The organism is Streptomyces sp. NPDC053560 (assembly GCF_044544605.1).
Lineage (GTDB): Bacteria > Actinomycetota > Actinomycetes > Streptomycetales > Streptomycetaceae > Streptomyces.
This window is the reverse complement of record NZ_JBITXI010000005.1, coordinates 409698-431736: the sequence shown is the minus strand read 5'-3', so window position 1 is coordinate 431736 and position 22039 is coordinate 409698. Positions and strand designations below refer to the sequence as shown.

Here is a 22039-nt window from a genome sequence, read left to right as displayed (position 1 = left end):
GACCCGGAGAGAGCATGCCTCCCAAGAAGAAGAAGGTCACGGGGCTCATCAAGCTCCAGATCCAGGCCGGCGCCGCGAACCCGGCTCCGCCGGTCGGCCCCGCGCTGGGTCAGCACGGCGTCAACATCATGGAGTTCTGCAAGGCCTACAACGCCGCGACCGAGTCGCAGCGCGGTTGGGTCGTGCCGGTGGAGATCACGGTCTACGAGGACCGCTCCTTCACCTTCATCACGAAGACCCCGCCGGCCGCCAAGATGATCCTGAAGGCCGCGGGCGTGGAGAAGGGCTCCGGCGAGCCCCACAAGACCAAGGTCGCCAAGGTCACCGAGGCGCAGATCCGTGAGATCGCGCAGACCAAGATGGAAGACCTGAACGCCAACGACCTGGACGCCGCGTCGAAGATCATCGCGGGTACCGCCCGGTCCATGGGCATCACGGTCGAGGGCTGACCGAGCCTCGTCGTACCTACGTGGCAGGGCCAGGCGCTGGCCCGGACCACGACTCCACCTGCCAGGCGGCACGAGCCGCATGGCGTAACTGCATTCAGGAGCAGCAGTGAAGCGCAGCAAGACTCTTCGCAACGCGGACGCGAAGATCGACCGGGAGCGTCTGTACGCCCCGCTCGAGGCCGTTCGTCTCGCCAAGGACACCTCGTCCGCCAAGTTCGACGCGACCGTCGAGGTTGCCATGCGTCTGGGTGTCGACCCGCGCAAGGCCGACCAGATGGTCCGTGGCACCGTGAACCTCCCGCACGGCACCGGTAAGACCGCCCGGGTCCTGGTCTTCGCGACCGGCGACCGTGCTGCGGCCGCGGAAGCCGCCGGCGCCGACATCGTCGGCGCGGACGAGCTCATCGACGAGGTCTCCAAGGGCCGTCTGGACTTCGACGCCGTCGTCGCCACCCCGGACCTCATGGGCAAGGTCGGCCGCCTCGGCCGCGTGCTCGGTCCCCGTGGTCTGATGCCGAACCCGAAGACCGGCACCGTCACCCCGGATGTCGCCAAGGCTGTCACCGACATCAAGGGCGGCAAGATCGAGTTCCGCGTGGACAAGCACGCGAACCTCCACTTCATCATCGGCAAGGTGTCCTTCGACGACACCAAGCTGGTGGAGAACTACGCCGCGGCGCTCGAGGAGATCAACCGCCTCAAGCCGTCCGCCGCCAAGGGCCGCTACATCAAGAAGGCCACCATCACCACCACGATGGGCCCCGGCATTCCGCTGGACGCCAACCGCACCCGCAACCTCCTCGTCGAGGAGGACCCGGCCGCCGTCTGAGCCTGACGACAGCCGCGCGTACTGCGTGAGCCGGGCCCCGCACCTGTTTCCTCAGGTGCGGGGCCCGGCCCTTTTGTACGGCGCCTGAGCGGCCCGTACGGGGCTCCGGGGCCGGCGGCGGGCGGGAGGAGCGGCCCGCGGCGGTAGGGCCGTACGGAGGCGATTTGCCTGCACGCGAGTGGTTCGCGTACCGTAACGGAGAAGCCAAAGACCGCTGGTTGTCTCTGTGCGCCCATCCGGGTGTGCGGTGGCCGAAGGATCCGCTAGCTGCGGACGGCCTGCGCAGGTGACGCTGGAAGAATTCCCGGATACGCATGTATCCGGTCGAGTCTGCCCCGTGCGCCTGCGCCGGGGCGTTTGTTTTGCCCAGCCCCTTCTGCGCGGTCCTCATCACCCGGAAGGAGGCCGAGGCTCATGGCAAGTCCTGACAAGGTCGATGCTGTCGAGGAGATCACGGACAAGTTCCGTAACTCCAACGCCGCTGTCGTCACTGCGTACACCGGACTTTCTGTTGCGCAGCTCAAGCAGCTGCGTCGTTCGCTCGGTGACAACGCTCAGTACCGTGTGGTGAAGAACACGCTGACCAAGATCGCGGCCCAGGAGGCCGGGATCTCCGTGCTGGACGAGCACCTTGTGGGCTCGACGGCCGTCGCCTTCGTCACCGGTGACCCGGTCGAGGCGGCGAAGGGTCTTCGTGACTTCGCCAAGGAGAACCAGAACCTCGTCATCAAGGGCGGTGTCTTCGAGGGGAAGGCACTCTCCGCTGACGACATCAAGAAGCTTGCGGACCTCGAGTCCCGCGAGGTTCTGCTCGCCAAGCTGGCGGGCGCCATGAAGGGATCCATGGCCAAGGCCGCGGCGACCTTCCAGGCCCCGCTCACGAAGTTCGCCCGCACCGCGGACGCGCTTCGCAGCAAGGCCGAGCAGGGCGGTGCCGAGTAATTCGGCTCGCACATTGGCAGCCCCTGCCCAGGCAGCACGCCTGAGCGCGGGGAGGCCACAGCGGGCCAGACGTACGCCCGCCGACATGTACATCCGGCACCAGCCGATTTAGTGGAAGGACCGCCACCATGGCGAAGCTCAGCCAGGAAGACCTGCTCGCGCAGTTCGAGGAGATGACCCTCATCGAGCTCTCCGAGTTCGTGAAGGCCTTCGAGGAGAAGTTCGACGTCGAGGCCGCCGCCCCGGTCGCCGTTGCCGCCGCCGGTGCCCCGGGCGCCCCGGCCGCCGAGGCCGCTGAGGAGCAGGACGAGTTCGACGTCATCCTCACCGGTGCGGGCGACAAGAAGATCCAGGTCATTAAGGTCGTGCGTGAGCTGACCTCCCTGGGTCTGAAGGAGGCCAAGGACCTCGTCGACGGCACCCCGAAGCCGGTCCTCGAGAAGGTCGCCAAGGACGCCGCTGACAAGGCCAAGGAGGCCCTCGAGGGCGCCGGCGCCTCCGTCGAGGTCAAGTGACCTCTGTCAGTCGCTGACTGAACACCTCCGGGACCCCGGTCTCACCGGGTCCCGTGCCAAGGGCGATCACCCATGCGGGTGGTCGCCCTTCGGCGTTCCGATGTCCTTGCCGGGTTGCCGCGCACTGCCGTGCGAGTATGGTGATCTTCGTTGTCCGGCCCATGTGTCCCGTGACGATCTCGCAGGGGTGGGGGGCCTTGACGAACAGCACGCGGCGCGCAATTCTCAGGGACGCGACGTCGGAAGCGATCCGGAGTCCGAGGCATGGATCGCCGACGAAGAGGGCAGTATCGATGTGCGCCCAGGGGCGCACGGTATGCAGCAGGCGCTGAGCGTGAAGAACTACAACGAGGGGTATCCCTCTTAGAGGGAGTCACCTTCCGGAGGAGAGATTGGGTGCAGAGCCGGTCTCCGAAAACCCGGGCTGGACATCAGTGTGCCGAGTGGCTACACTGACCCTTTGCGCTGCCTGTTAGCTGCTCCCTGCCCGTCACCAGGGGCATACCCACATCTCAGCACTGCGGTTCAGACATCCCTGACCAGGGATTTCCTGGCCGTTGAGCGGACGTGGGACCGGTACGCGCGTAGTGAGTCCGAGCCCTCGGAAGGACCCCCTCTTGGCCGCCTCGCGCAACGCCTCGACTGCCAATACGAACAACGGCGACAGCACCGCCCCGCTGCGCATCTCTTTTGCGAAGATCAAGGAGCCCCTCGGGGTTCCGAACCTCCTTGCGCTGCAGACCGAAAGCTTCGACTGGCTGCTCGGCAACGCCGCATGGAAGGGTCGCGTCGAGGCTGCGCTGGAGTCCGGTCAGGACGTCCCCACCAAGTCCGGTCTGGAGGAGATCTTCGAAGAGATCTCCCCGATCGAGGACTTCTCCGGGTCGATGTCGCTGACGTTCCGCGACCACCGCTTCGAGCCCCCGAAGAACAGCATCGACGAGTGCAAGGAGCGCGACTTCACGTACGCGGCTCCGCTGTTCGTCACCGCCGAATTCACCAACAACGAGACCGGCGAGATCAAGTCCCAGACGGTCTTCATGGGCGACTTCCCGCTCATGACCAACAAGGGCACCTTCTGCATCAACGGCACCGAGCGTGTCGTCGTCTCGCAGCTGGTCCGCTCGCCGGGCGTCTACTTCGACAGCCAGATCGACAAGACGTCCGACAAGGACATCTTCTCCGCCAAGATCATCCCGTCCCGGGGTGCCTGGCTGGAGATGGAGATCGACAAGCGCGACATGGTCGGTGTCCGCATCGACCGCAAGCGCAAGCAGTCGGTCACCGTCCTCCTCAAGGCCCTCGGCTGGACGACCGAGCAGATCCTGGAGGAGTTCGGCGAGTACGAGTCGATGCGCGCCACCCTGGAGAAGGACCACACCCAGGGCCAGGACGACGCGCTGCTCGACATCTACCGCAAGCTGCGCCCGGGCGAGCCGCCGACGCGTGAGGCCGCGCAGACGCTGCTGGAGAACCTCTACTTCAACCCGAAGCGCTACGACCTCGCGAAGGTCGGCCGCTACAAGGTCAACAAGAAGCTGGGCGGGGACGAGCCGCTCGACGCCGGTGTGCTGACCACCGACGACATCATCGCCACGATCAAGTACCTCGTGAAGCTGCACGCCGGCGAGACCGAGACGATCGGCGAGAACGGCACGGAGATCGTCGTCGAGACCGACGACATCGACCACTTCGGCAACCGCCGCCTGCGCAACGTCGGCGAGCTGATCCAGAACCAGGTCCGTACGGGTCTCGCCCGTATGGAGCGCGTCGTGCGTGAGCGCATGACCACCCAGGACGTCGAGGCGATCACGCCGCAGACCCTGATCAACATCCGGCCGGTCGTCGCCTCCATCAAGGAGTTCTTCGGCACCAGCCAGCTGTCCCAGTTCATGGACCAGACCAACCCGCTGTCGGGTCTGACCCACAAGCGTCGTCTGTCGGCGCTGGGCCCGGGTGGTCTCTCCCGTGAGCGGGCCGGCCTGGACGTCCGTGACGTGCACCCGTCGCACTACGGCCGCATGTGCCCGATCGAGACCCCCGAGGGTCCCAACATTGGTCTGATCGGTTCGCTCGCCTCGTACGGCCGGGTGAACGTCTTCGGCTTCATCGAGACCCCGTACCGCCGCGTCGTCGACGGCCAGGTCACCGAAGAGGTCAAGTACCTCACGGCCGATGAGGAAGACCGCTTCATCATCGCCCAGGCGAACGCGCCGCTGACCGAGGACATGCGCTTCGCCGAGCAGCGTGTCCTGGTCCGCCGTCGTGGCGGCGAGGCCGACCTCGTCACCGTCGACGAGGTGGACTTCATGGACGTCTCGCCGCGCCAGATGGTGTCGGCCGCGACCGCCATGATTCCGTTCCTCGAGCACGACGACGCCAACCGCGCGCTCATGGGCTCGAACATGATGCGCCAGGCCGTGCCGCTCATCAAGGCCGAGGCACCGCTGGTCGGTACCGGCATGGAGTACCGCTGCGCGGTCGACGCCGGTGACGTCATCAAGGCCGAGAAGGACGGTGTGGTCCAGGAGGTCTCCGCGGACTACATCACCGTCGCCAACGACGACGGCACGTACACCACGTACCGCGTCGCCAAGTTCACCCGCTCCAACCAGGGCACCTCCTTCAACCAGAAGGTCGTCGTGGACGAGGGCGCGCGGGTCATCGAGGGCCAGGTCCTCGCCGACGGTCCGTCCACGGACGAAGGCGAGATGGCGCTCGGCAAGAACCTGCTCGTGGCGTTCATGCCGTGGGAGGGTCACAACTACGAGGACGCGATCATCCTGTCGCAGCGCCTCGTGCAGGACGACGTCCTCTCCTCGATCCACATCGAGGAGCACGAGGTCGACGCCCGTGACACCAAGCTGGGCCCCGAGGAGATCACCCGGGACATCCCGAACGTCTCCGAGGAGGTCCTCGCCGACCTCGACGAGCGCGGCATCATCCGCATCGGTGCCGAGGTCGTCGCCGGCGACATCCTGGTCGGCAAGGTCACCCCGAAGGGTGAGACCGAGCTGACCCCGGAGGAGCGCCTGCTCCGCGCGATCTTCGGTGAGAAGGCCCGTGAGGTCCGCGACACCTCGCTGAAGGTGCCGCACGGTGAGACCGGCAAGGTCATCGGCGTGCGCGTCTTCGACCGCGAGGAGGGCGACGAGCTGCCCCCGGGCGTGAACCAGCTGGTCCGCGTCTACGTCGCGCAGAAGCGCAAGATCACCGACGGTGACAAGCTCGCAGGCCGCCACGGCAACAAGGGCGTCATCTCGAAGATCCTGCCCGTCGAGGACATGCCGTTCCTGGAGGACGGCACCCCGGTCGACATCATCCTCAACCCGCTGGGTGTCCCGTCCCGAATGAACCCGGGACAGGTCCTGGAGATCCACCTCGGCTGGCTCGCCAGCCAGGGCTGGAAGGTCGAGGGTGCCGAGGAGTGGCAGCAGCGTCTGCAGTCCATCGGCGCCGACGACGTCGCGCCGCGGACCAACGTCGCCACGCCGGTCTTCGACGGTGCGCGCCAGGACGAGCTGCAGGGTCTCTTCGACTCCACGCTGCCGAACCGCGACGGCGAGCGCATGGTCAAGAGCTCCGGCAAGGCGCAGCTCTTCGACGGCCGCTCCGGCGAGCCGTTCCCGGACCCGATCTCGGTCGGGTACATGTACATCCTCAAGCTCCACCACCTGGTCGACGACAAGCTCCACGCCCGCTCGACCGGTCCGTACTCGATGATCACCCAGCAGCCGCTGGGTGGTAAGGCCCAGTTCGGTGGCCAGCGCTTCGGTGAGATGGAGGTGTGGGCGCTGGAGGCGTACGGCGCCGCTTACGCCCTCCAGGAGCTGCTGACGATCAAGTCCGACGACGTGACCGGCCGCGTGAAGGTCTACGAGGCCATCGTCAAGGGCGAGAACATCCCCGAGCCCGGCATTCCCGAGTCCTTCAAGGTGCTCATCAAGGAAATGCAGTCGCTGTGCCTGAACGTGGAGGTGCTGTCCTCGGACGGCATGTCCATCGAGATGCGCGACACCGACGAGGACGTCTTCCGCGCGGCGGAAGAGCTCGGTATCGACCTGTCCCGGCGCGAGCCGAGCAGCGTCGAAGAGGTCTGACGGGTCTGGCCGGGACCTCCCCGCGAGGTCCCGGCCCCACCCCGGACCCCCTCAGACCATGATTGAGACTCGACCCTGAAAGAGGGATTGACGACAGTGCTCGACGTCAACTTCTTCGACGAGCTGCGGATCGGCCTTGCCACCGCTGACGACATCCGTCAGTGGTCCCACGGCGAGGTCAAGAAGCCGGAGACCATCAACTACCGCACCCTCAAGCCCGAGAAGGACGGCCTCTTCTGCGAGAAGATCTTCGGCCCCACCCGGGACTGGGAGTGCTACTGCGGTAAGTACAAGCGCGTCCGCTTCAAGGGCATCATCTGCGAGCGCTGCGGCGTGGAGGTCACCCGCGCCAAGGTGCGCCGTGAGCGGATGGGCCACATCGAGCTGGCCGCCCCCGTCACGCACATCTGGTACTTCAAGGGCGTGCCGAGCCGGCTGGGCTACCTGCTGGACCTCGCCCCCAAGGACCTTGAGAAGGTCATCTACTTCGCCGCCTACATGATCACGTGGGTGGACGAGGAGCGCCGTACGCGCGACCTGCCCTCGCTGGAGGCGCATGTCTCCGTCGAGCGCCAGCAGATCGAGCAGCGCCGCGACGCGGACCTCGAGGCCCGCGCCAAGAAGCTGGAGACCGACCTCGCCGAGCTGGAGGCCGAGGGCGCCAAGGCCGACGTGCGCCGCAAGGTGCGCGAGGGTGCCGAGCGTGAGATGAAGCAGCTGCGCGACCGTGCGCAGCGCGAGATCGACCGCCTGGACGAGGTCTGGAACCGCTTCAAGAACCTCAAGGTCCAGGACCTCGAGGGCGACGAGCTCCTCTACCGCGAGCTGCGTGACCGCTTCGGCACGTACTTCGACGGCTCCATGGGTGCCGCTTCGCTGCAGAAGCGCCTGGAGACCTTCGACCTGGAGGAGGAGGCCGAGCGCCTCCGCGAGATCATCCGTACCGGCAAGGGCCAGAAGAAGACCCGTGCGCTCAAGCGACTGAAGGTCGTCTCCGCGTTCCTGCAGACCAGCAACAGCCCCAAGGGCATGGTGCTCGACTGCATCCCGGTCATCCCGCCGGACCTGCGTCCGATGGTGCAGCTGGACGGTGGCCGCTTCGCGACCTCCGACCTGAACGACCTGTACCGCCGTGTGATCAACCGCAACAACCGCCTCAAGCGTCTCCTCGACCTCGGTGCCCCCGAGATCATCGTGAACAACGAGAAGCGGATGCTGCAGGAGGCCGTCGACGCGCTGTTCGACAACGGCCGCCGCGGTCGCCCGGTCACCGGTCCCGGTAACCGCCCGCTGAAGTCCCTCAGCGACATGCTGAAGGGTAAGCAGGGCCGGTTCCGTCAGAACCTGCTCGGTAAGCGTGTGGACTACTCCGCGCGTTCCGTCATCGTCGTCGGCCCGCAGCTGAAGCTGCACCAGTGCGGTCTGCCGAAGGCCATGGCGCTGGAGCTCTTCAAGCCGTTCGTGATGAAGCGCCTGGTCGATCTGAACCACGCGCAGAACATCAAGTCGGCGAAGCGGATGGTCGAGCGCGGCCGCACGGTCGTGTACGACGTCCTCGAAGAGGTCATCGCCGAGCACCCGGTTCTGCTGAACCGTGCGCCCACCCTGCACCGCCTCGGCATCCAGGCCTTCGAGCCGCAGCTGGTCGAGGGCAAGGCCATTCAGATTCACCCGCTCGTCTGCACCGCGTTCAACGCGGACTTCGACGGTGACCAGATGGCCGTGCACCTGCCGCTGTCCGCGGAGGCGCAGGCCGAGGCCCGCATCCTGATGCTGTCCTCGAACAACATCCTCAAGCCGGCCGACGGCCGTCCGGTCACCATGCCGACCCAGGACATGGTGCTGGGCCTGTTCTTCCTCACCACCGACGAGGAGGAGCGCAAGGTCATCGGTGAGGGCCGGGCCTTCGGTTCGGTCGCCGAGGCGATCATGGCGTTCGACGCCAAGGAGCTGTCGCTCCAGGCGAAGGTCGACATCCGCTTCCCGATCGGCACCGTTCCGCCCCGCGGCTGGACCCCGCCGGCGCCGGAGGAGGGCGAGCCCGAGTGGCAGCCCGGTGACAGCTTCCGCCTGCGGACGACCCTGGGCCGCGCGCTCTTCAACGAGCTGCTGCCCGAGGACTACCCCTTCGTCGACTACTCGGTGGGCAAGAAGCAGCTCTCCGCGATCGTCAACGACCTGGCCGAGCGGTACCCGAAGGTCATCGTCGCGGCGACCCTGGACAACCTGAAGGCGGCCGGTTTCCACTGGGCCACCCGCTCCGGTGTCACCGTCGCCGTCTCCGACATCGTCGTGCCGGAGGCCAAGAAGGAGATCGTCGCGGGCTACGAGGCCCAGGACGAGAAGGTCCAGAAGCAGTACGAGCGCGGTCTGATCACCAAGGACGAGCGCACGCAGGAACTGATCAACATCTGGACCAAGGCGACCAACGAGGTCGCCGAGGCGATGAACGAGAACTTCCCCAAGACGAACCCCATCTTCATGATGGTTGACTCGGGTGCCCGAGGAAACATGATGCAGATGCGGCAGATCGCCGGTATGCGTGGTCTGGTGTCGAACGCGAAGAACGAGACCATCCCGCGACCCATTAAGGCGTCGTTCCGCGAGGGTCTCTCCGTGCTGGAGTACTTCATCTCCACCCACGGTGCCCGTAAGGGTCTCGCGGACACCGCCCTCCGTACCGCCGACTCGGGTTACCTCACCCGTCGTCTCGTGGACGTCTCCCAGGACGTCATCATCCGCGAGGAGGACTGCGGCACCGAGCGCGGCCTCAAGCTGCGGATCGCCAGCAAGGACGCCACCGGCGTGCTGCGCAAGGCGGAAGACGTCGAGTCCTCCGTGTACGCGCGGATGCTCGCCGAGGACGTCGTGGTGGACGGCAAGGTCATCGCGTCGGCCAACGTGGACCTCGGTGACGTGCTCATCGACCAGCTGGTCGCGCACGGCGTCGAGGAGGTCAAGACCCGCTCGGTCCTGACCTGTGAGTCCGCGGTCGGCACCTGTGCCTTCTGCTACGGCCGTTCGCTGGCCACCGGCAAGCTGGTCGACATCGGTGAGGCCGTCGGCATCATCGCCGCCCAGTCCATCGGTGAGCCCGGTACCCAGCTGACGATGCGTACCTTCCACACCGGTGGTGTGGCGGGTGACGACATCACCCTGGGTCTGCCGCGAGTCGTCGAGCTCTTCGAGGCCCGTACGCCCAAGGGTGTCGCCCCGATCTCCGAGGCCGCCGGCCGCGTGCGGATCGAGGAGACCGAGAAGACCAAGAAGGTCATCGTCACGCCGGACGACGGCAGCGACGAGACGTCCTACGGCGTCTCCAAGCGTGCCCGTCTGCTGGTCGGCGAGGGCGACCACGTCACGGTCGGCCAGCCGCTGACCGTCGGTGCGATCAACCCGCACGACGTGCTGCGCATCCTCGGCCAGCGTGCGGTCCAGGTCCACCTGGTCGGCGAGGTCCAGAAGGTCTACAACAGCCAGGGCGTGGCGATCCACGACAAGCACATCGAGATCATCATCCGGCAGATGCTGCGCCGCGTGACGATCATCGAGTCCGGCGACGCGGAGCTGCTGCCGGGCGAGCTGGTGGAGCGCTCGAAGTTCGAGGGCGAGAACCGTCGCGTCGTGGCGGAGGGTGGCCACCCGGCCTCCGGCCGTCCGCAGCTGATGGGTATCACCAAGGCCTCGCTGGCGACGGAGTCCTGGCTGTCGGCCGCCTCCTTCCAGGAGACGACCCGAGTCCTGACGGATGCGGCGATCAACGCCAAGTCCGACAGCCTCATCGGCCTCAAGGAGAACGTCATCATCGGTAAGCTCATCCCGGCCGGTACGGGCCTGTCCCGCTACCGCAACATCCGGGTCGAGCCGACCGAGGAGGCCAAGGCCGCGATGTACTCGGCCGTCGGCTACGACGACATCGACTACTCGCCGTTCGGCACCGGCTCCGGCCAGGCCGTCCCGCTGGAGGACTACGACTACGGTCCGTACAACCAGTAAGCGGTGGCCGGCGGCGGCCGGCACGCGAGGCACCACATAAAAGCGCAGCCACAGGGCGGTCATCCTCATGTCGGGTGACCGCCCTGCGGTGTCTGGGGGATGATGGGACGGTCAGCGCTCCGGCCTGGGGGAGGTCATAGAGGTGGCGTTCGAACCATGGCAGGGTGGCCCGCCGGCCCACCCGCCTCGTCAGGTGCCCGCCATGCGTGCCTCGCACGCGGACCGGGAGCGGGCGGTCGATGTGCTGAAGGCGGGGTTCGCCGAGGGGCGGCTCTCCAAGGACGAGTACGAGCAGCGGGTCGCCCGCGCGTACCAGTCCGTGACCTATGCGGACCTGCAGTTACTGGTGGGGGACCTGCCGCAGGGGCCGGTACCGCAGCCGATGGTGCTGCCACAGCCGATGGTCCCGCCGACGTTCCTCCCGCTGCCACCGCCGCAACGGACCAATCCGTCCGCGGCCGGTGCCATGATCTGCGGTCTGCTCACCCCGCTGACCTGGGGTGTCACCGCCGTTCCCGCGGTCATCCTGGGACACAAGGCGCGCACGGAGATCCGCCGCAGTGGGGAGCGGGGCGACGGCATGGCGCTGACCGGCGTGGTGCTCGGCTGGCTGGCGATCGGGGGCTGGTGCCTGGTGATGCTGGTCACGTTGCTGGCCCTGCTGCCGAAGACCTGAGGGGGCGGCGGGCCGGCCGACGGGCCCGCCGCATCGGGGCCGAGGACGTTCTTCCGTATGCCGCACCGGCCCACTACGGTGGCGGCAGCGCCGAAGGAGTCCGGCGTGTCCTACGCGTGTGCATTTGTTTTGACCGCAGCCCATGCGGTAGGTACGCTCTGACCTTGTGCCTGGGGTGTCCCTGGCCTGCCGTGCGCGCATCTCCTCAAGCCTTCGGGCGGGCGGTGCCGGTGCGCACGAAGCCGGGTCTCGACACCGTAATCCGCCGCTCCTCGTTCCAGCGAGGAAGTCTGCGGTATTCGACACACCCGACCTCGTGGGTCGGCGAAGTTCCAGGTTAGCTTTACCGAGACTGGCACACAGAAACCGGAGAAACGGTGCCTACGATCCAGCAGCTGGTCCGCAAGGGCCGGCAGGACAAGGTCGAGAAGAACAAGACGCCCGCACTTGAGGGTTCGCCCCAGCGCCGCGGCGTCTGCACGCGTGTTTTCACCACCACCCCGAAGAAGCCGAACTCGGCCCTGCGTAAGGTCGCGCGTGTGCGTCTGACCAGCGGCATCGAGGTCACCGCTTACATTCCGGGTGAGGGCCACAACCTGCAGGAGCACTCGATCGTGCTCGTGCGTGGCGGTCGTGTGAAGGACCTGCCGGGTGTTCGGTACAAGATCATCCGCGGCTCCCTCGACACGCAGGGCGTCAAGAACCGCAAGCAGGCTCGCAGCCGCTACGGCGCCAAGAAGGAGAAGTAAGAATGCCTCGTAAGGGCCCCGCCCCGAAGCGCCCGGTCATCATCGACCCGGTCTACAACTCTCCTCTGGTGACCTCCCTCATCAACAAGGTGCTGCTGAACGGAAAGCGCTCCACCGCCGAGCGCATCGTTTACGGCGCCATGGAGGGCCTGCGCGAGAAGACCGGCAACGACCCGGTCATCACGCTGAAGCGCGCGCTGGAGAACATCAAGCCGACCCTCGAGGTCAAGTCCCGCCGTGTCGGTGGCGCGACCTACCAGGTTCCGGTCGAGGTCAAGCCGGGTCGCGCGTCGACCCTGGCGCTGCGCTGGCTCGTGGGTTACTCCCGTGCCCGCCGTGAGAAGACCATGACCGAGCGCCTCATGAACGAGCTGCTGGACGCCTCGAACGGCCTCGGCGCTTCGGTCAAGAAGCGCGAGGACACGCACAAGATGGCCGAGTCCAACAAGGCCTTCGCGCACTACCGCTGGTAGTCGCTACCCACATCGAGACCGAGAGAAGACGAAAGCCTTATGGCTACCACTTCACTTGACCTGGCCAAGGTCCGCAACATCGGGATCATGGCCCACATCGACGCGGGCAAGACGACGACCACCGAGCGGATCCTGTTCTACACCGGTGTTTCGTACAAGATCGGTGAGGTCCACGACGGCGCTGCCACCATGGACTGGATGGAGCAGGAGCAGGAGCGTGGCATCACGATCACCTCTGCTGCCACCACCTGTCACTGGCCGCTGGAGAACGTCGACCACACCATCAACATCATCGACACCCCGGGGCACGTCGACTTCACCGTCGAGGTGGAGCGGTCCCTGCGCGTGCTCGACGGTGCCGTGACGGTGTTCGACGGCGTTGCCGGCGTTGAGCCCCAGTCCGAGACGGTGTGGCGTCAGGCGGACCGCTACGGCGTTCCGCGTATCTGCTTCGTCAACAAGCTCGACCGCACCGGCGCCGAGTTCCACCGCTGCGTCGACATGATCACGGAGCGCCTCGGCGCGACCCCGATCGTGATGCAGCTGCCGATCGGCACCGAGGCGGACTTCAAGGGCGTCGTCGACCTCGTCACCATGAAGGCCCTGCTGTGGTCCGCCGAGGCCGCCAAGGGCGAGATGTACGACACCGTCGACATCCCGGACACCCACATCGAGGCTGCCGAGGAATGGCGCGGCAAGCTCCTCGAGACGGTCGCCGAGAACGACGAAGAGCTGATGGAGCTGTACCTGGAGGGCCAGGAGCCCACCGTGGAGCAGCTGTACGCGGCGATCCGCCGTATCACCATCAGCGCCGGCAAGGCGGAGAACACCACCGTCACGCCCGTGTTCTGTGGCACCGCCTTCAAGAACAAGGGTGTCCAGCCGCTGCTGGACGCGGTCGTGCGTTACCTCCCCTCGCCGCTCGACGTCGAGGCCATCGAGGGCCACGCGGTCAACGACCCCGACGAGGTCATCAAGCGCCGCCCCTCCGAGGAGGAGCCGCTCGCCGCTCTTGCGTTCAAGATCGCGAGCGACCCGCACCTCGGCAAGCTCACCTTCATCCGGGTCTACTCGGGTCGCCTGGAGTCCGGCACGCAGGTGCTGAACTCCGTCAAGGGCAAGAAGGAGCGCATCGGCAAGATCTACCGCATGCACGCGAACAAGCGTGAGGAGATCGAGTCGGTGGGCGCCGGTGACATCGTCGCCGTCATGGGTCTGAAGCAGACCACCACCGGTGAGACGCTGTGCGACTCCTCCAACCAGGTGATCCTGGAGTCGATGGAGTTCCCGGCCCCGGTCATCCAGGTCGCCATTGAGCCCAAGTCCAAGGGCGACCAGGAGAAGCTGGGTGTCGCCATCCAGCGCCTCGCCGAGGAGGACCCGAGCTTCCAGGTCCACACCGACGAGGAGACCGGCCAGACCATCATCGCGGGTATGGGCGAGCTGCACCTCGACGTGCTGGTCGACCGTATGAAGCGTGAGTTCCGGGTCGAGGCCAACGTCGGTAAGCCGCAGGTCGCGTACCGCGAGACGCTGCGCAAGCCCGTCGAGCGTCTCGACTACACGCACAAGAAGCAGACTGGTGGTTCCGGCCAGTTCGCGAAGGTGCAGATCGCGATCGCGCCCCTCGAGGGCGACGGTTACGAGTTCGAGAACAAGGTCACCGGTGGCCGCATCCCGCGGGAGTACATCCCGTCCGTGGACGCGGGCTGCCAGGAGGCCATGGAGTTCGGTGTGCTCGCCGGCTACCCGCTGACGGGTGTCCGCGTCACGCTCCTCGACGGTGCCTTCCACGAGGTCGACTCCTCCGAGATGGCGTTCAAGATCGCCGGTTCGATGGCCTTCAAGGAGGCCGCGCGCAAGGCCTCCCCGGCCCTGCTCGAGCCGATGATGAAGGTCGAGGTCACCACGCCCGAGGACTACATGGGCGACGTGATCGGCGACATCAACTCCCGCCGTGGACAGATTCAGTCCATGGAGGACCGTCACGGTGCCAAGCTCGTCACGGGCCTGGTTCCGCTCTCGGAGATGTTCGGCTACGTCGGAGACCTCCGTAGCAAGACGTCGGGTCGCGCGAGCTACTCGATGCAGTTCGACTCCTACGCCGAGGTTCCGCGGAACGTCGCCGAGGAGATCATCGCGAAGGCCAAGGGCGAGTAAGACCCGTCTCGTCAGAGTCGGACCCCGACACGCTTTAGGCTTGACACCGACTGACGGGGCAATCCCCGCCATCCGTGAGGATTGCCCCCGTCAGCCGGCACCCCAGCAAAGATCACCTGGCGCCGATGAGTAAGGCGTACAGAACCACTCCACAGGAGGACCCCAGTGGCGAAGGCGAAGTTCGAGCGGACTAAGCCGCACGTCAACATCGGCACCATCGGTCACATCGACCACGGTAAGACGACCCTCACGGCCGCCATTACCAAGGTGCTGCACGACGCGTTCCCGGACCTGAACGAGGCCTCGGCCTTCGACATGATCGACAAGGCGCCGGAAGAGCGCCAGCGTGGTATCACCATCTCCATCGCGCACGTCGAGTACCAGACGGAGAACCGTCACTACGCCCACGTCGACTGCCCGGGTCACGCGGACTACATCAAGAACATGATCACCGGTGCCGCCCAGATGGACGGCGCGATCCTCGTGGTCGCCGCGACCGACGGTCCGATGCCGCAGACCAAGGAGCACGTGCTCCTGGCCCGCCAGGTTGGCGTTCCCTACATCGTTGTCGCCCTGAACAAGGCCGACATGGTGGACGACGAGGAGATCCTGGAGCTCGTCGAGCTCGAGGTCCGTGAGCTCCTCTCCGAGTACGAGTTCCCGGGCGACGACGTTCCGGTCGTCAAGGTCTCGGCGCTCAAGGCGCTCGAGGGCGACAAGGAGTGGGGCCAGTCGGTCCTGAACCTGATGAACGCCGTCGACGAGGCCATCCCGGCCCCGGAGCGCGACACGGACAAGCCGTTCCTGATGCCGATCGAGGACGTCTTCACGATCACCGGCCGTGGCACCGTTGTCACCGGTCGTATCGAGCGTGGTGTCCTCAAGGTCAACGAGACCGTCGACATCATCGGCATCAAGACCGAGAAGACCACCACCACGGTCACCGGCATCGAGATGTTCCGGAAGCTGCTGGACGAGGGTCAGGCCGGTGAGAACGTCGGTCTGCTGCTTCGCGGTATCAAGCGCGAGGACGTCGAGCGCGGCCAGGTCATCATCAAGCCCGGTTCGGTCACGCCGCACACCGAGTTCGAGGCCCAGGCCTACATCCTGTCGAAGGACGAGGGTGGCCGCCACACCCCGTTCTTCAACAACTACCGCCCGCAGTTCTACTTCCGTACCACGGACGTGACCGGCGTCGTGACCCTCCCCGAGGGCACCGAGATGGTCATGCCGGGCGACAACACCTCCATGTCCGTCCAGCTGATCCAGCCGGTCGCCATGGAGGAGGGCCTGAAGTTCGCCATCCGTGAGGGTGGCCGGACCGTCGGCGCCGGCCAGGTCACCAAGATCGTCAAGTAAGACCTCTTACTGACGATCGGGGAGACCCGGCGCTCCTGGCGAGCGAGGGCCCCGCACACCTTCGGGTGTGCGGGGCCCTTTGTCGTGCTTACGGGGCGCCTGCGGTGTGCCTGGGTGCGGCGCGGCGGAGCCGTGCGACCGGCTACGGATATCGCGGGAGGTCCCGCGTCGGGATGATCCACACCCCGATCGCGACGTCTTCGCCGTAGACGAAGTCCTTGCGCACCGAGTAGCGGGGCCCGAGAGGTGTGTCGTGGATGCCGGACAACACGGCTCCGGATGCGCTGCGGGGGTCGAAGAGCGCGTAGACGGGAATTCCGAGCAGGGGGTAATCCCGCATCTTGCCCACCCAGTCGTTGTCGGGGTGGGAACGGGAGACCACTTCGACGGTGGCGACGAGGGCGCGCGGGTCGAAGGAGCCCTCGACCTCCATGTCCCCCTCCGCGATGACCCTGATGTCCGGGTGACGCATGATGCCCTGCGTCTCGCCCTCAACGTCGGGCGCCCCCGTGTGAGCGACGAACTCCTCCGGCATCACCTTTTCGAGGCGTTTCCGGCCCCGCAGCACCGTCAGCTCGTGGGGGCCGACGGGGCCGTCATGTCGTGGACGATCCCTTCCTCCGTGATCTCGAACTTGCCGGGAAGGGTGTCGTCCATCGACTGGATGAAGCCCCTCATGGCCCGGTACAGAAGGGCGTCCCGCTGTGCGTCGTCCGGGGCGATGGTCATGGCGTCCGCTCCTCGTCCCGGTCGGCACGTGCGCCGGCGGCTCGGCCGTGCCGCTGCCGGGACATCGCCTTCATGCTGGCGACGGAGGGGCGGGCCGTCCGTGGTTCCGTTACCCACGGACGAAGGCACCCTTCCCTCGGCGGAGGCGGGCTGACCGGCGAGTGTGCCGCCGGACGTGTACGGGCCAAAGGGGCAAGTGGACCGTTAGTGAGGTATTAGCCGATCATCAGCGACGGTCGGCAGGCTGGTGTGTGCCAGTTGAGGAGCGGGACTGCACTACCGGGCGCACCCGCGTGGGAGAAGGAGCTGATGACCATGCGTGGTCTGCGTACCGTCGTGACCGCTGCCGCCGTTGCCGTCATGGCCGCGGGAGGGCTCGCGGGAGCCGCTGCCGCCGCGCAGGCGAGCGACGCCGGCGCGGGGGCCTGCCAGCCGGGCACGCTGAAGGTGACGACCACCGACGCCGGCCGGAGCCAGGCCGGGATGAACCACGCCGGCACCTACCTGAAGGTGCAGAACACCGGCGACGAGACCTGCGCGATCAAGGGCTACGCCGGGCTGGCGCTGGAGGGCGCGGGACACACCGCGCTCAACACCGAGGTGCGCCACGGTGACACGTACTTCGCCAAGGACCCGGGTGCCCGCACCGTCACGCTCAAGCCCGGGGGCGTCGCCTACGCGGACCTGGTCTGGACGCACACCGGCGCCGACCCGGCCCCCGCCAAGTACCTCCAGGTCTCCCCGACGGGCAGCAACTCCCACAGCGTCGTCCCGCTGGAGGACGACGTGGACAACGGCACCCTGAGCCTGACCGCCTGGTCCGCGAAGCTCCCGACCGCCGGCTGACGACTGCCGGGAGCCGTCCGACACCCGTCAGGCACCCACCGAGCCGTGCCCCCGGCCGCGCACCCCCACGCGCGGCCGGGGGCACCCTCCTGCGCGCAGGAGGGTGAGGCGGACATCACTCGGCGCCGGCGCTGCCGGGCGCCCTAGCATGGCCGAGTCGGCGCGCACCTCGTACCGGGGGCGCGACCTGCCTCACACAGGAGTGACGCCATGCTGCGCACCATGTTCAAGTCCAAGATCCACCGGGCCACCGTGACCCAGGCCGATCTGCACTACGTAGGGTCCGTGACGATCGACGCGGAGCTGATGGAGGCCGCCGATCTGCTGCCCGGCGAGCTGGTCCACATCGTCGACATCACGAACGGCGCCCGGCTGGAGACGTACGTGATCGAGGGCGAGCGGGGGAGCGGGGTCATCGGGATCAATGGCGCGGCCGCACATCTCGTCCACCCCGGTGACCTGGTCATTCTCATCAGTTACGCGCAGGTCGAGGACGCCGAGGCCCGGGTGCTGAAGCCGAGCGTCGTGCACGTGGATGCGGACAACCGGATTGTCGCGGTGGGCGCCGACGCCTCCGCGCCGGTGCCGGGGAGCGAGCAGGAGCGGAGTCCGCAGGCGGTCGTTCCGGCCGGCTGAGGGAGGGGGCGAGGGGTCCGTCCGGAGGTGATCGGGCGGGCCCGAGGATTCGCGCGGTGTGGCGTGGGGTACTCTCTCCCCTTCGGTTGGCCAGCCGTGTGCCCCATATGGCACACTAGCCAAGTTGCTCGGTTGAGTGCCGATGCTGCGCGCCTCCCGCCGGGAGGACCGGAAGCGAGTCCCAGGTATTCGTCATCCCTTCTCAGGGGTGGAAGTACGGGAATCTTCCGGGAAGCTCAGCGGGGTGCCTCAGCCAGGCGCCCGGTGGGTGTCCATGACCCCACGTCCTCCTTCTCGAAGGATCTCCCCTGCGGAGATATGCGGGAAGGGATGCGACACGCCCGACCGCGTGGGTCGGACGGATCGCAGGATGTGGCGGACGGGGACGTGAACGCACCGGGTCCCAGAGCGTTACGAGACAAAGGACTACTAAGTAGCCATGGCGGGACAGAAGATCCGCATCCGGCTCAAGGCCTACGACCACGAGGTCATCGACAGCTCGGCGAAGAAGATCGTCGAGACGGTGACCCGCACTGGTGCGTCGGTCGCGGGCCCGGTGCCGCTGCCCACTGAAAAGAACGTGTACTGCGTCATCAAGTCGCCGCACAAGTACAAGGACTCGCGCGAGCACTTCGAGATGCGCACGCACAAGCGCCTGATCGACATTCTCGACCCGACGCCGAAGACCGTTGACTCCCTGATGCGACTCGACCTTCCGGCCGGCGTCGACATCGAGATCAAGCTCTGAGGGCCGGTGAGCTGAGAATGACTAAGCAGATCAAGGGCCTCCTGGGCGAGAAGCTCGGCATGACCCAGGTCTGGGACGACAACAACCGTGTTGTCCCGGTCACCGTGGTCAAGGCCGGTCCCTGTGTCGTCACCCAGGTGCGCACCGCAGACCAGGACGGTTACGACTCCGTCCAGATCGCCTTCGGCGAGATCGACCCGCGCAAGGTGAACAAGCCCCTCAAGGGCCACTTCGCCAAGGCCGACGTCACCCCCCGCCGTCACCTCGTCGAGGTCCGTACCGCCGACGCCGGCGAGTACTCCCTCGGCCAGGAGATCAACGCCGAGGTCTTCGACGCCGGCATCAAGGTGGACGTGACCGGCAAGACCAAGGGCAAGGGCACCGCCGGTGTCATGAAGCGCCATGGCTTCGCCGGTGGCAAGGCTTCGCACGGTGCGCACCGCATCCACCGCAAGCCGGGCTCCATCGGTGGCTGCGCCACCCCGGGCCGCGTGTTCAAGGGCATGCGGATGGCCGGCCGTATGGGCAATGAGCGGGTCACCACCCAGAACCTGACCGTCCACGCCGTTGACGCGGAGAAGGGTCTGCTGCTCATCAAGGGCGCAGTTCCTGGTCCGAACGGCGGCCTCGTCCTGGTCCGTACCGCGGCCAAGGGGGCCTGAGGTAACCGATGAGCACCATTGACATCCTTTCGCCGGCAGGCGACAAGGCCGGGACCGTCGAGCTCCCCGCGGAGATCTTCGACGCGAAGGTCAGCGTTCCGCTGATCCACCAGGTCGTCGTCGCACAGCTGGCCGCTGCCCGTCAGGGCACGCACAAGACCAAGACCCGTGGCGAGGTCCGCGGCGGTGGCAAGAAGCCGTACCGCCAGAAGGGCACCGGCCGCGCGCGTCAGGGTTCGACCCGTGCGCCGCAGTTCGCCGGTGGTGGCGTCGTCCACGGCCCCGTGCCGCGTGACTACTCGCAGCGGACCCCGAAGAAGATGAAGGCCGCCGCCCTGCGCGGTGCCCTCACCGACCGGGCCCGCAACGCTCGTGTCCACGTCGTTTCCGGCGTGGTCGAGGGCGCGACCTCCACCAAGGCCGCCAAGACGCTGTTCGGCAAGATCTCGGAGCGCAAGAACCTGCTCCTGGTCGCCGAGCGTTCCGACGAGGCCGCGTGGCTGTCCGCCCGCAACCTGCCCCAGGTTCACATCCTGGAGCCGGGCCAGCTGAACACGTACGACGTGCTCGTCTCCGACGACGTGGTCTTCACCAAGGCCGCTCTCGAGTCCTTCGTGTCTGGCCCCAAGGCCGTTGAGACCGAAGGGAGCGACGCCTGATGAGTGAGGCCGTCGTCACCAGCAAGACCTTCACGGACCCCCGTGACGTGCTCGTGAAGCCCGTCGTGTCCGAGAAGAGCTACGCGCTGCTGGACGAGAACAAGTACACGTTCATCGTCGACCCGCGTGCCAACAAGACCCAGATCAAGCAGGCCGTCGAGGCGGTCTTCTCGGTCAAGGTCACCGGGGTGAACACGATCAACCGGCAGGGCAAGCGCAAGCGCACCCGCACCGGTTTCGGCAAGCGCGCTGACACCAAGCGCGCCATCGTGACCCTCGCCGAGGGCGACCGCATCGACATCTTCGGCGGTCCGACCGCCTAACGGCGGTCTGGATCGTCCGGAATCGGACGAGGACTGAGAAATGGGTATCCGCAAGTACAAGCCGACGACCCCGGGCCGTCGTGGCTCCAGCGTCGCCGACTTTGTCGAGATCACGCGGTCCACGCCGGAGAAGTCGCTGGTTCGCCCGCTGCACAGCAAGGGCGGCCGTAACAACGCCGGTCGTGTGACCGTTCGCCACCAGGGCGGTGGCCACAAGCGCGCCTACCGAGTGATCGACTTCCGTCGTCACGACAAGGACGGCGTGCCGGCCAAGGTCGCGCACATCGAGTACGACCCCAACCGCACCGCGCGCATCGCGCTCCTGCACTACGCGGACGGCGAGAAGCGCTACATCCTGGCGCCTCGCGGTCTGTCGCAGGGTGACCGGATTGAGAACGGCCCTGGCGCCGACATCAAGCCCGGCAACAACCTGGCGCTGCGCAACATCCCGGTCGGTACGACGCTCCACGCCATCGAGCTGCGGCCCGGCGGCGGCGCGAAGTTCGCCCGCTCCGCGGGTGCCTCCGTGCAGCTGCTGGCGAAGGAGGGCCAGATGGCCCACCTGCGTATGCCGTCCGGTGAGATCCGCCTGGTCGACGTTCGCTGCCGCGCCACTGTCGGCGAGGTCGGCAACGCCGAGCAGTCGAACATCAACTGGGGCAAGGCCGGCCGCATGCGCTGGAAGGGCGTCCGCCCGACCGTGCGTGGTGTCGTGATGAACCCCGTCGACCACCCGCACGGTGGTGGTGAGGGCAAGACCTCCGGTGGTCGCCACCCGGTCTCGCCGTGGGGTCAGAAGGAGGGTCGTACGCGTTCGCCTAAGAAGGCTTCGAACAAGTACATCGTCCGCCGCCGCAAGACGAACAAGAAGCGCTAGGAGCGGGTTTAGATGCCGCGCAGTCTCAAGAAGGGGCCCTTCGTCGACGACCACCTGATCAAGAAGGTGGATGTTCAGAACGAAGCCGGCACCAAGAACGTCATCAAGACCTGGTCCCGTCGCTCCATGATCGTGCCGGCCATGCTTGGCCACACGCTGGCGGTGCACAACGGCAAGACCCACGTCCCGGTGTTCGTCACCGAGTCGATGGTCGGCCACAAGCTCGGCGAGTTTGCGCCGACCCGCACCTTCCGCGGCCACGAGAAGGACGACCGCAAGTCGCGTCGTCGCTGATCTGCGGAAGAGCGAAG

Annotated in this window: 19 protein-coding genes and 1 pseudogene; 19 read left to right on the top strand and 1 reads right to left on the bottom strand. The window is 66.8% G+C overall.

Annotated features, from left to right (window positions below):
* Positions 1-14: 14 nt before the first annotated feature.
* The 11 genes from rplK (at position 15) to tuf (ending at position 16248) form a co-directional block, all read left to right on the top strand.
* Entirely contained in the window at positions 15-449 is a 435-nt protein-coding gene (gene rplK / locus ACIGQF_RS14610; protein WP_156726493.1) for a 50S ribosomal protein L11, read from the top strand.
* Between the two features lie 106 nt (positions 450-555).
* Positions 556-1278, top strand: a complete 723-nt coding sequence (gene rplA / locus ACIGQF_RS14605; RefSeq protein WP_399709749.1) for a 50S ribosomal protein L1 — start codon at positions 556-558, stop codon at positions 1276-1278.
* A gap of 414 nt (positions 1279-1692) precedes the next feature.
* Positions 1693-2220, top strand: coding sequence for a 50S ribosomal protein L10 (gene rplJ / locus ACIGQF_RS14600; RefSeq protein WP_361558178.1), 528 nt, complete (start codon positions 1693-1695; stop codon positions 2218-2220).
* A gap of 128 nt (positions 2221-2348) precedes the next feature.
* Complete coding sequence (rplL, locus tag ACIGQF_RS14595; protein ID WP_030262775.1) at positions 2349-2735, top strand: 50S ribosomal protein L7/L12; 387 nt, start codon at positions 2349-2351, stop codon at positions 2733-2735.
* Positions 2736-3352: 617 nt separating this feature from the next.
* Positions 3353-6835, top strand: coding sequence for a DNA-directed RNA polymerase subunit beta (gene rpoB, locus ACIGQF_RS14590; RefSeq protein ID WP_361558181.1), 3483 nt, complete (start codon positions 3353-3355; stop codon positions 6833-6835).
* Positions 6836-6931: 96 nt separating this feature from the next.
* Positions 6932-10831: a DNA-directed RNA polymerase subunit beta' gene (locus tag ACIGQF_RS14585; protein ID WP_399710150.1), complete on the top strand. Its 3900-nt coding sequence runs from the start codon at positions 6932-6934 to the stop codon at positions 10829-10831.
* Between the two features lie 202 nt (positions 10832-11033).
* Positions 11034-11507: a DUF1707 and DUF4190 domain-containing protein gene (locus ACIGQF_RS14580; RefSeq protein ID WP_399709743.1), complete on the top strand. Its 474-nt coding sequence runs from the start codon at positions 11034-11036 to the stop codon at positions 11505-11507.
* Between the two features lie 377 nt (positions 11508-11884).
* Positions 11885-12256, top strand: coding sequence for a 30S ribosomal protein S12 (rpsL, locus tag ACIGQF_RS14575; protein ID WP_003948652.1), 372 nt, complete (start codon positions 11885-11887; stop codon positions 12254-12256).
* Between the two features lie 2 nt (positions 12257-12258).
* Positions 12259-12729 (top strand): 30S ribosomal protein S7, encoded by a 471-nt coding sequence (gene rpsG / locus ACIGQF_RS14570; protein WP_030262788.1) that lies wholly within the window; start codon positions 12259-12261, stop codon positions 12727-12729.
* Between the two features lie 39 nt (positions 12730-12768).
* Complete coding sequence (fusA, locus tag ACIGQF_RS14565) at positions 12769-14889, top strand: elongation factor G (RefSeq protein WP_361558187.1); 2121 nt, start codon at positions 12769-12771, stop codon at positions 14887-14889.
* A gap of 165 nt (positions 14890-15054) precedes the next feature.
* Positions 15055-16248: an elongation factor Tu gene (gene tuf, locus ACIGQF_RS14560; RefSeq protein WP_399709738.1), complete on the top strand. Its 1194-nt coding sequence runs from the start codon at positions 15055-15057 to the stop codon at positions 16246-16248.
* Positions 16249-16390: 142 nt separating this feature from the next.
* On the opposite strand, the pseudogene ACIGQF_RS14555 reads toward tuf, so the two are convergent.
* Positions 16391-16977: pseudogene (locus ACIGQF_RS14555) on the bottom strand (Uma2 family endonuclease).
* 315 nt (positions 16978-17292) lie between these two features.
* On the opposite strand from ACIGQF_RS14555, the gene ACIGQF_RS14550 reads away from it, so the two are divergent.
* The 8 genes from ACIGQF_RS14550 (at position 17293) to rpsS (ending at position 22022) form a co-directional block, all read left to right on the top strand.
* Positions 17293-17823, top strand: a complete 531-nt coding sequence (locus tag ACIGQF_RS14550; protein WP_399709735.1) for a DUF4232 domain-containing protein — start codon at positions 17293-17295, stop codon at positions 17821-17823.
* 210 nt (positions 17824-18033) lie between these two features.
* A complete protein-coding gene (gene panD, locus ACIGQF_RS14545; protein WP_399709732.1) occupies positions 18034-18459 on the top strand; it encodes an aspartate 1-decarboxylase in 426 nt (141 codons plus the stop codon).
* A gap of 439 nt (positions 18460-18898) precedes the next feature.
* Positions 18899-19207 carry a 30S ribosomal protein S10 gene (gene rpsJ, locus ACIGQF_RS14540; RefSeq protein WP_003948644.1) on the top strand — a complete coding sequence of 103 codons (309 nt, stop codon included), beginning with the start codon at positions 18899-18901 and terminating at the stop codon, positions 19205-19207.
* A gap of 17 nt (positions 19208-19224) precedes the next feature.
* Positions 19225-19869 (top strand): 50S ribosomal protein L3, encoded by a 645-nt coding sequence (gene rplC / locus ACIGQF_RS14535; RefSeq protein ID WP_361558202.1) that lies wholly within the window; start codon positions 19225-19227, stop codon positions 19867-19869.
* Positions 19870-19877: 8 nt separating this feature from the next.
* Positions 19878-20528: a 50S ribosomal protein L4 gene (gene rplD, locus ACIGQF_RS14530; RefSeq protein WP_399709728.1), complete on the top strand. Its 651-nt coding sequence runs from the start codon at positions 19878-19880 to the stop codon at positions 20526-20528.
* A complete protein-coding gene (gene rplW / locus ACIGQF_RS14525) occupies positions 20528-20851 on the top strand; it encodes a 50S ribosomal protein L23 (protein WP_030619932.1) in 324 nt (107 codons plus the stop codon). The genes rplD and rplW overlap by 1 nt, the downstream gene beginning before the upstream one ends.
* Positions 20852-20891: 40 nt before the next feature.
* A complete protein-coding gene (gene rplB / locus ACIGQF_RS14520; protein WP_361558211.1) occupies positions 20892-21728 on the top strand; it encodes a 50S ribosomal protein L2 in 837 nt (278 codons plus the stop codon).
* 12 nt (positions 21729-21740) lie between these two features.
* Positions 21741-22022, top strand: a complete 282-nt coding sequence (gene rpsS / locus ACIGQF_RS14515) for a 30S ribosomal protein S19 (RefSeq protein WP_030262810.1) — start codon at positions 21741-21743, stop codon at positions 22020-22022.
* Positions 22023-22039: the final 17 nt, after the last annotated feature.

Bases quoted from the DNA above. Each gene is read 5' to 3' on its own strand.
- rplK (WP_156726493.1), top strand. From the start codon at position 15: ATGCCTCCCAAGAAGAAGAAGGTCACGGGGCTCATCAAGCTCCAGATC.
- rplJ (WP_361558178.1), top strand. From the start codon at position 1,693: ATGGCAAGTCCTGACAAGGTCGATGCTGTCGAGGAGATCACGGACAAG.
- rplL (WP_030262775.1), top strand. From the start codon at position 2,349: ATGGCGAAGCTCAGCCAGGAAGACCTGCTCGCGCAGTTCGAGGAGATG.
- ACIGQF_RS14580 (WP_399709743.1), top strand. From the start codon at position 11,034: ATGCGTGCCTCGCACGCGGACCGGGAGCGGGCGGTCGATGTGCTGAAG.
- rpsG (WP_030262788.1), top strand. From the start codon at position 12,259: ATGCCTCGTAAGGGCCCCGCCCCGAAGCGCCCGGTCATCATCGACCCG.
- fusA (WP_361558187.1), top strand. From the start codon at position 12,769: ATGGCTACCACTTCACTTGACCTGGCCAAGGTCCGCAACATCGGGATC.
- ACIGQF_RS14550 (WP_399709735.1), top strand. From the start codon at position 17,293: ATGCGTGGTCTGCGTACCGTCGTGACCGCTGCCGCCGTTGCCGTCATG.
- panD (WP_399709732.1), top strand. From the start codon at position 18,034: ATGCTGCGCACCATGTTCAAGTCCAAGATCCACCGGGCCACCGTGACC.
- rpsJ (WP_003948644.1), top strand. From the start codon at position 18,899: ATGGCGGGACAGAAGATCCGCATCCGGCTCAAGGCCTACGACCACGAG.
- rplC (WP_361558202.1), top strand. From the start codon at position 19,225: ATGACTAAGCAGATCAAGGGCCTCCTGGGCGAGAAGCTCGGCATGACC.
- rplD (WP_399709728.1), top strand. From the start codon at position 19,878: ATGAGCACCATTGACATCCTTTCGCCGGCAGGCGACAAGGCCGGGACC.
- rplW (WP_030619932.1), top strand. From the start codon at position 20,528: ATGAGTGAGGCCGTCGTCACCAGCAAGACCTTCACGGACCCCCGTGAC.
- rplB (WP_361558211.1), top strand. From the start codon at position 20,892: ATGGGTATCCGCAAGTACAAGCCGACGACCCCGGGCCGTCGTGGCTCC.
- rpsS (WP_030262810.1), top strand. From the start codon at position 21,741: ATGCCGCGCAGTCTCAAGAAGGGGCCCTTCGTCGACGACCACCTGATC.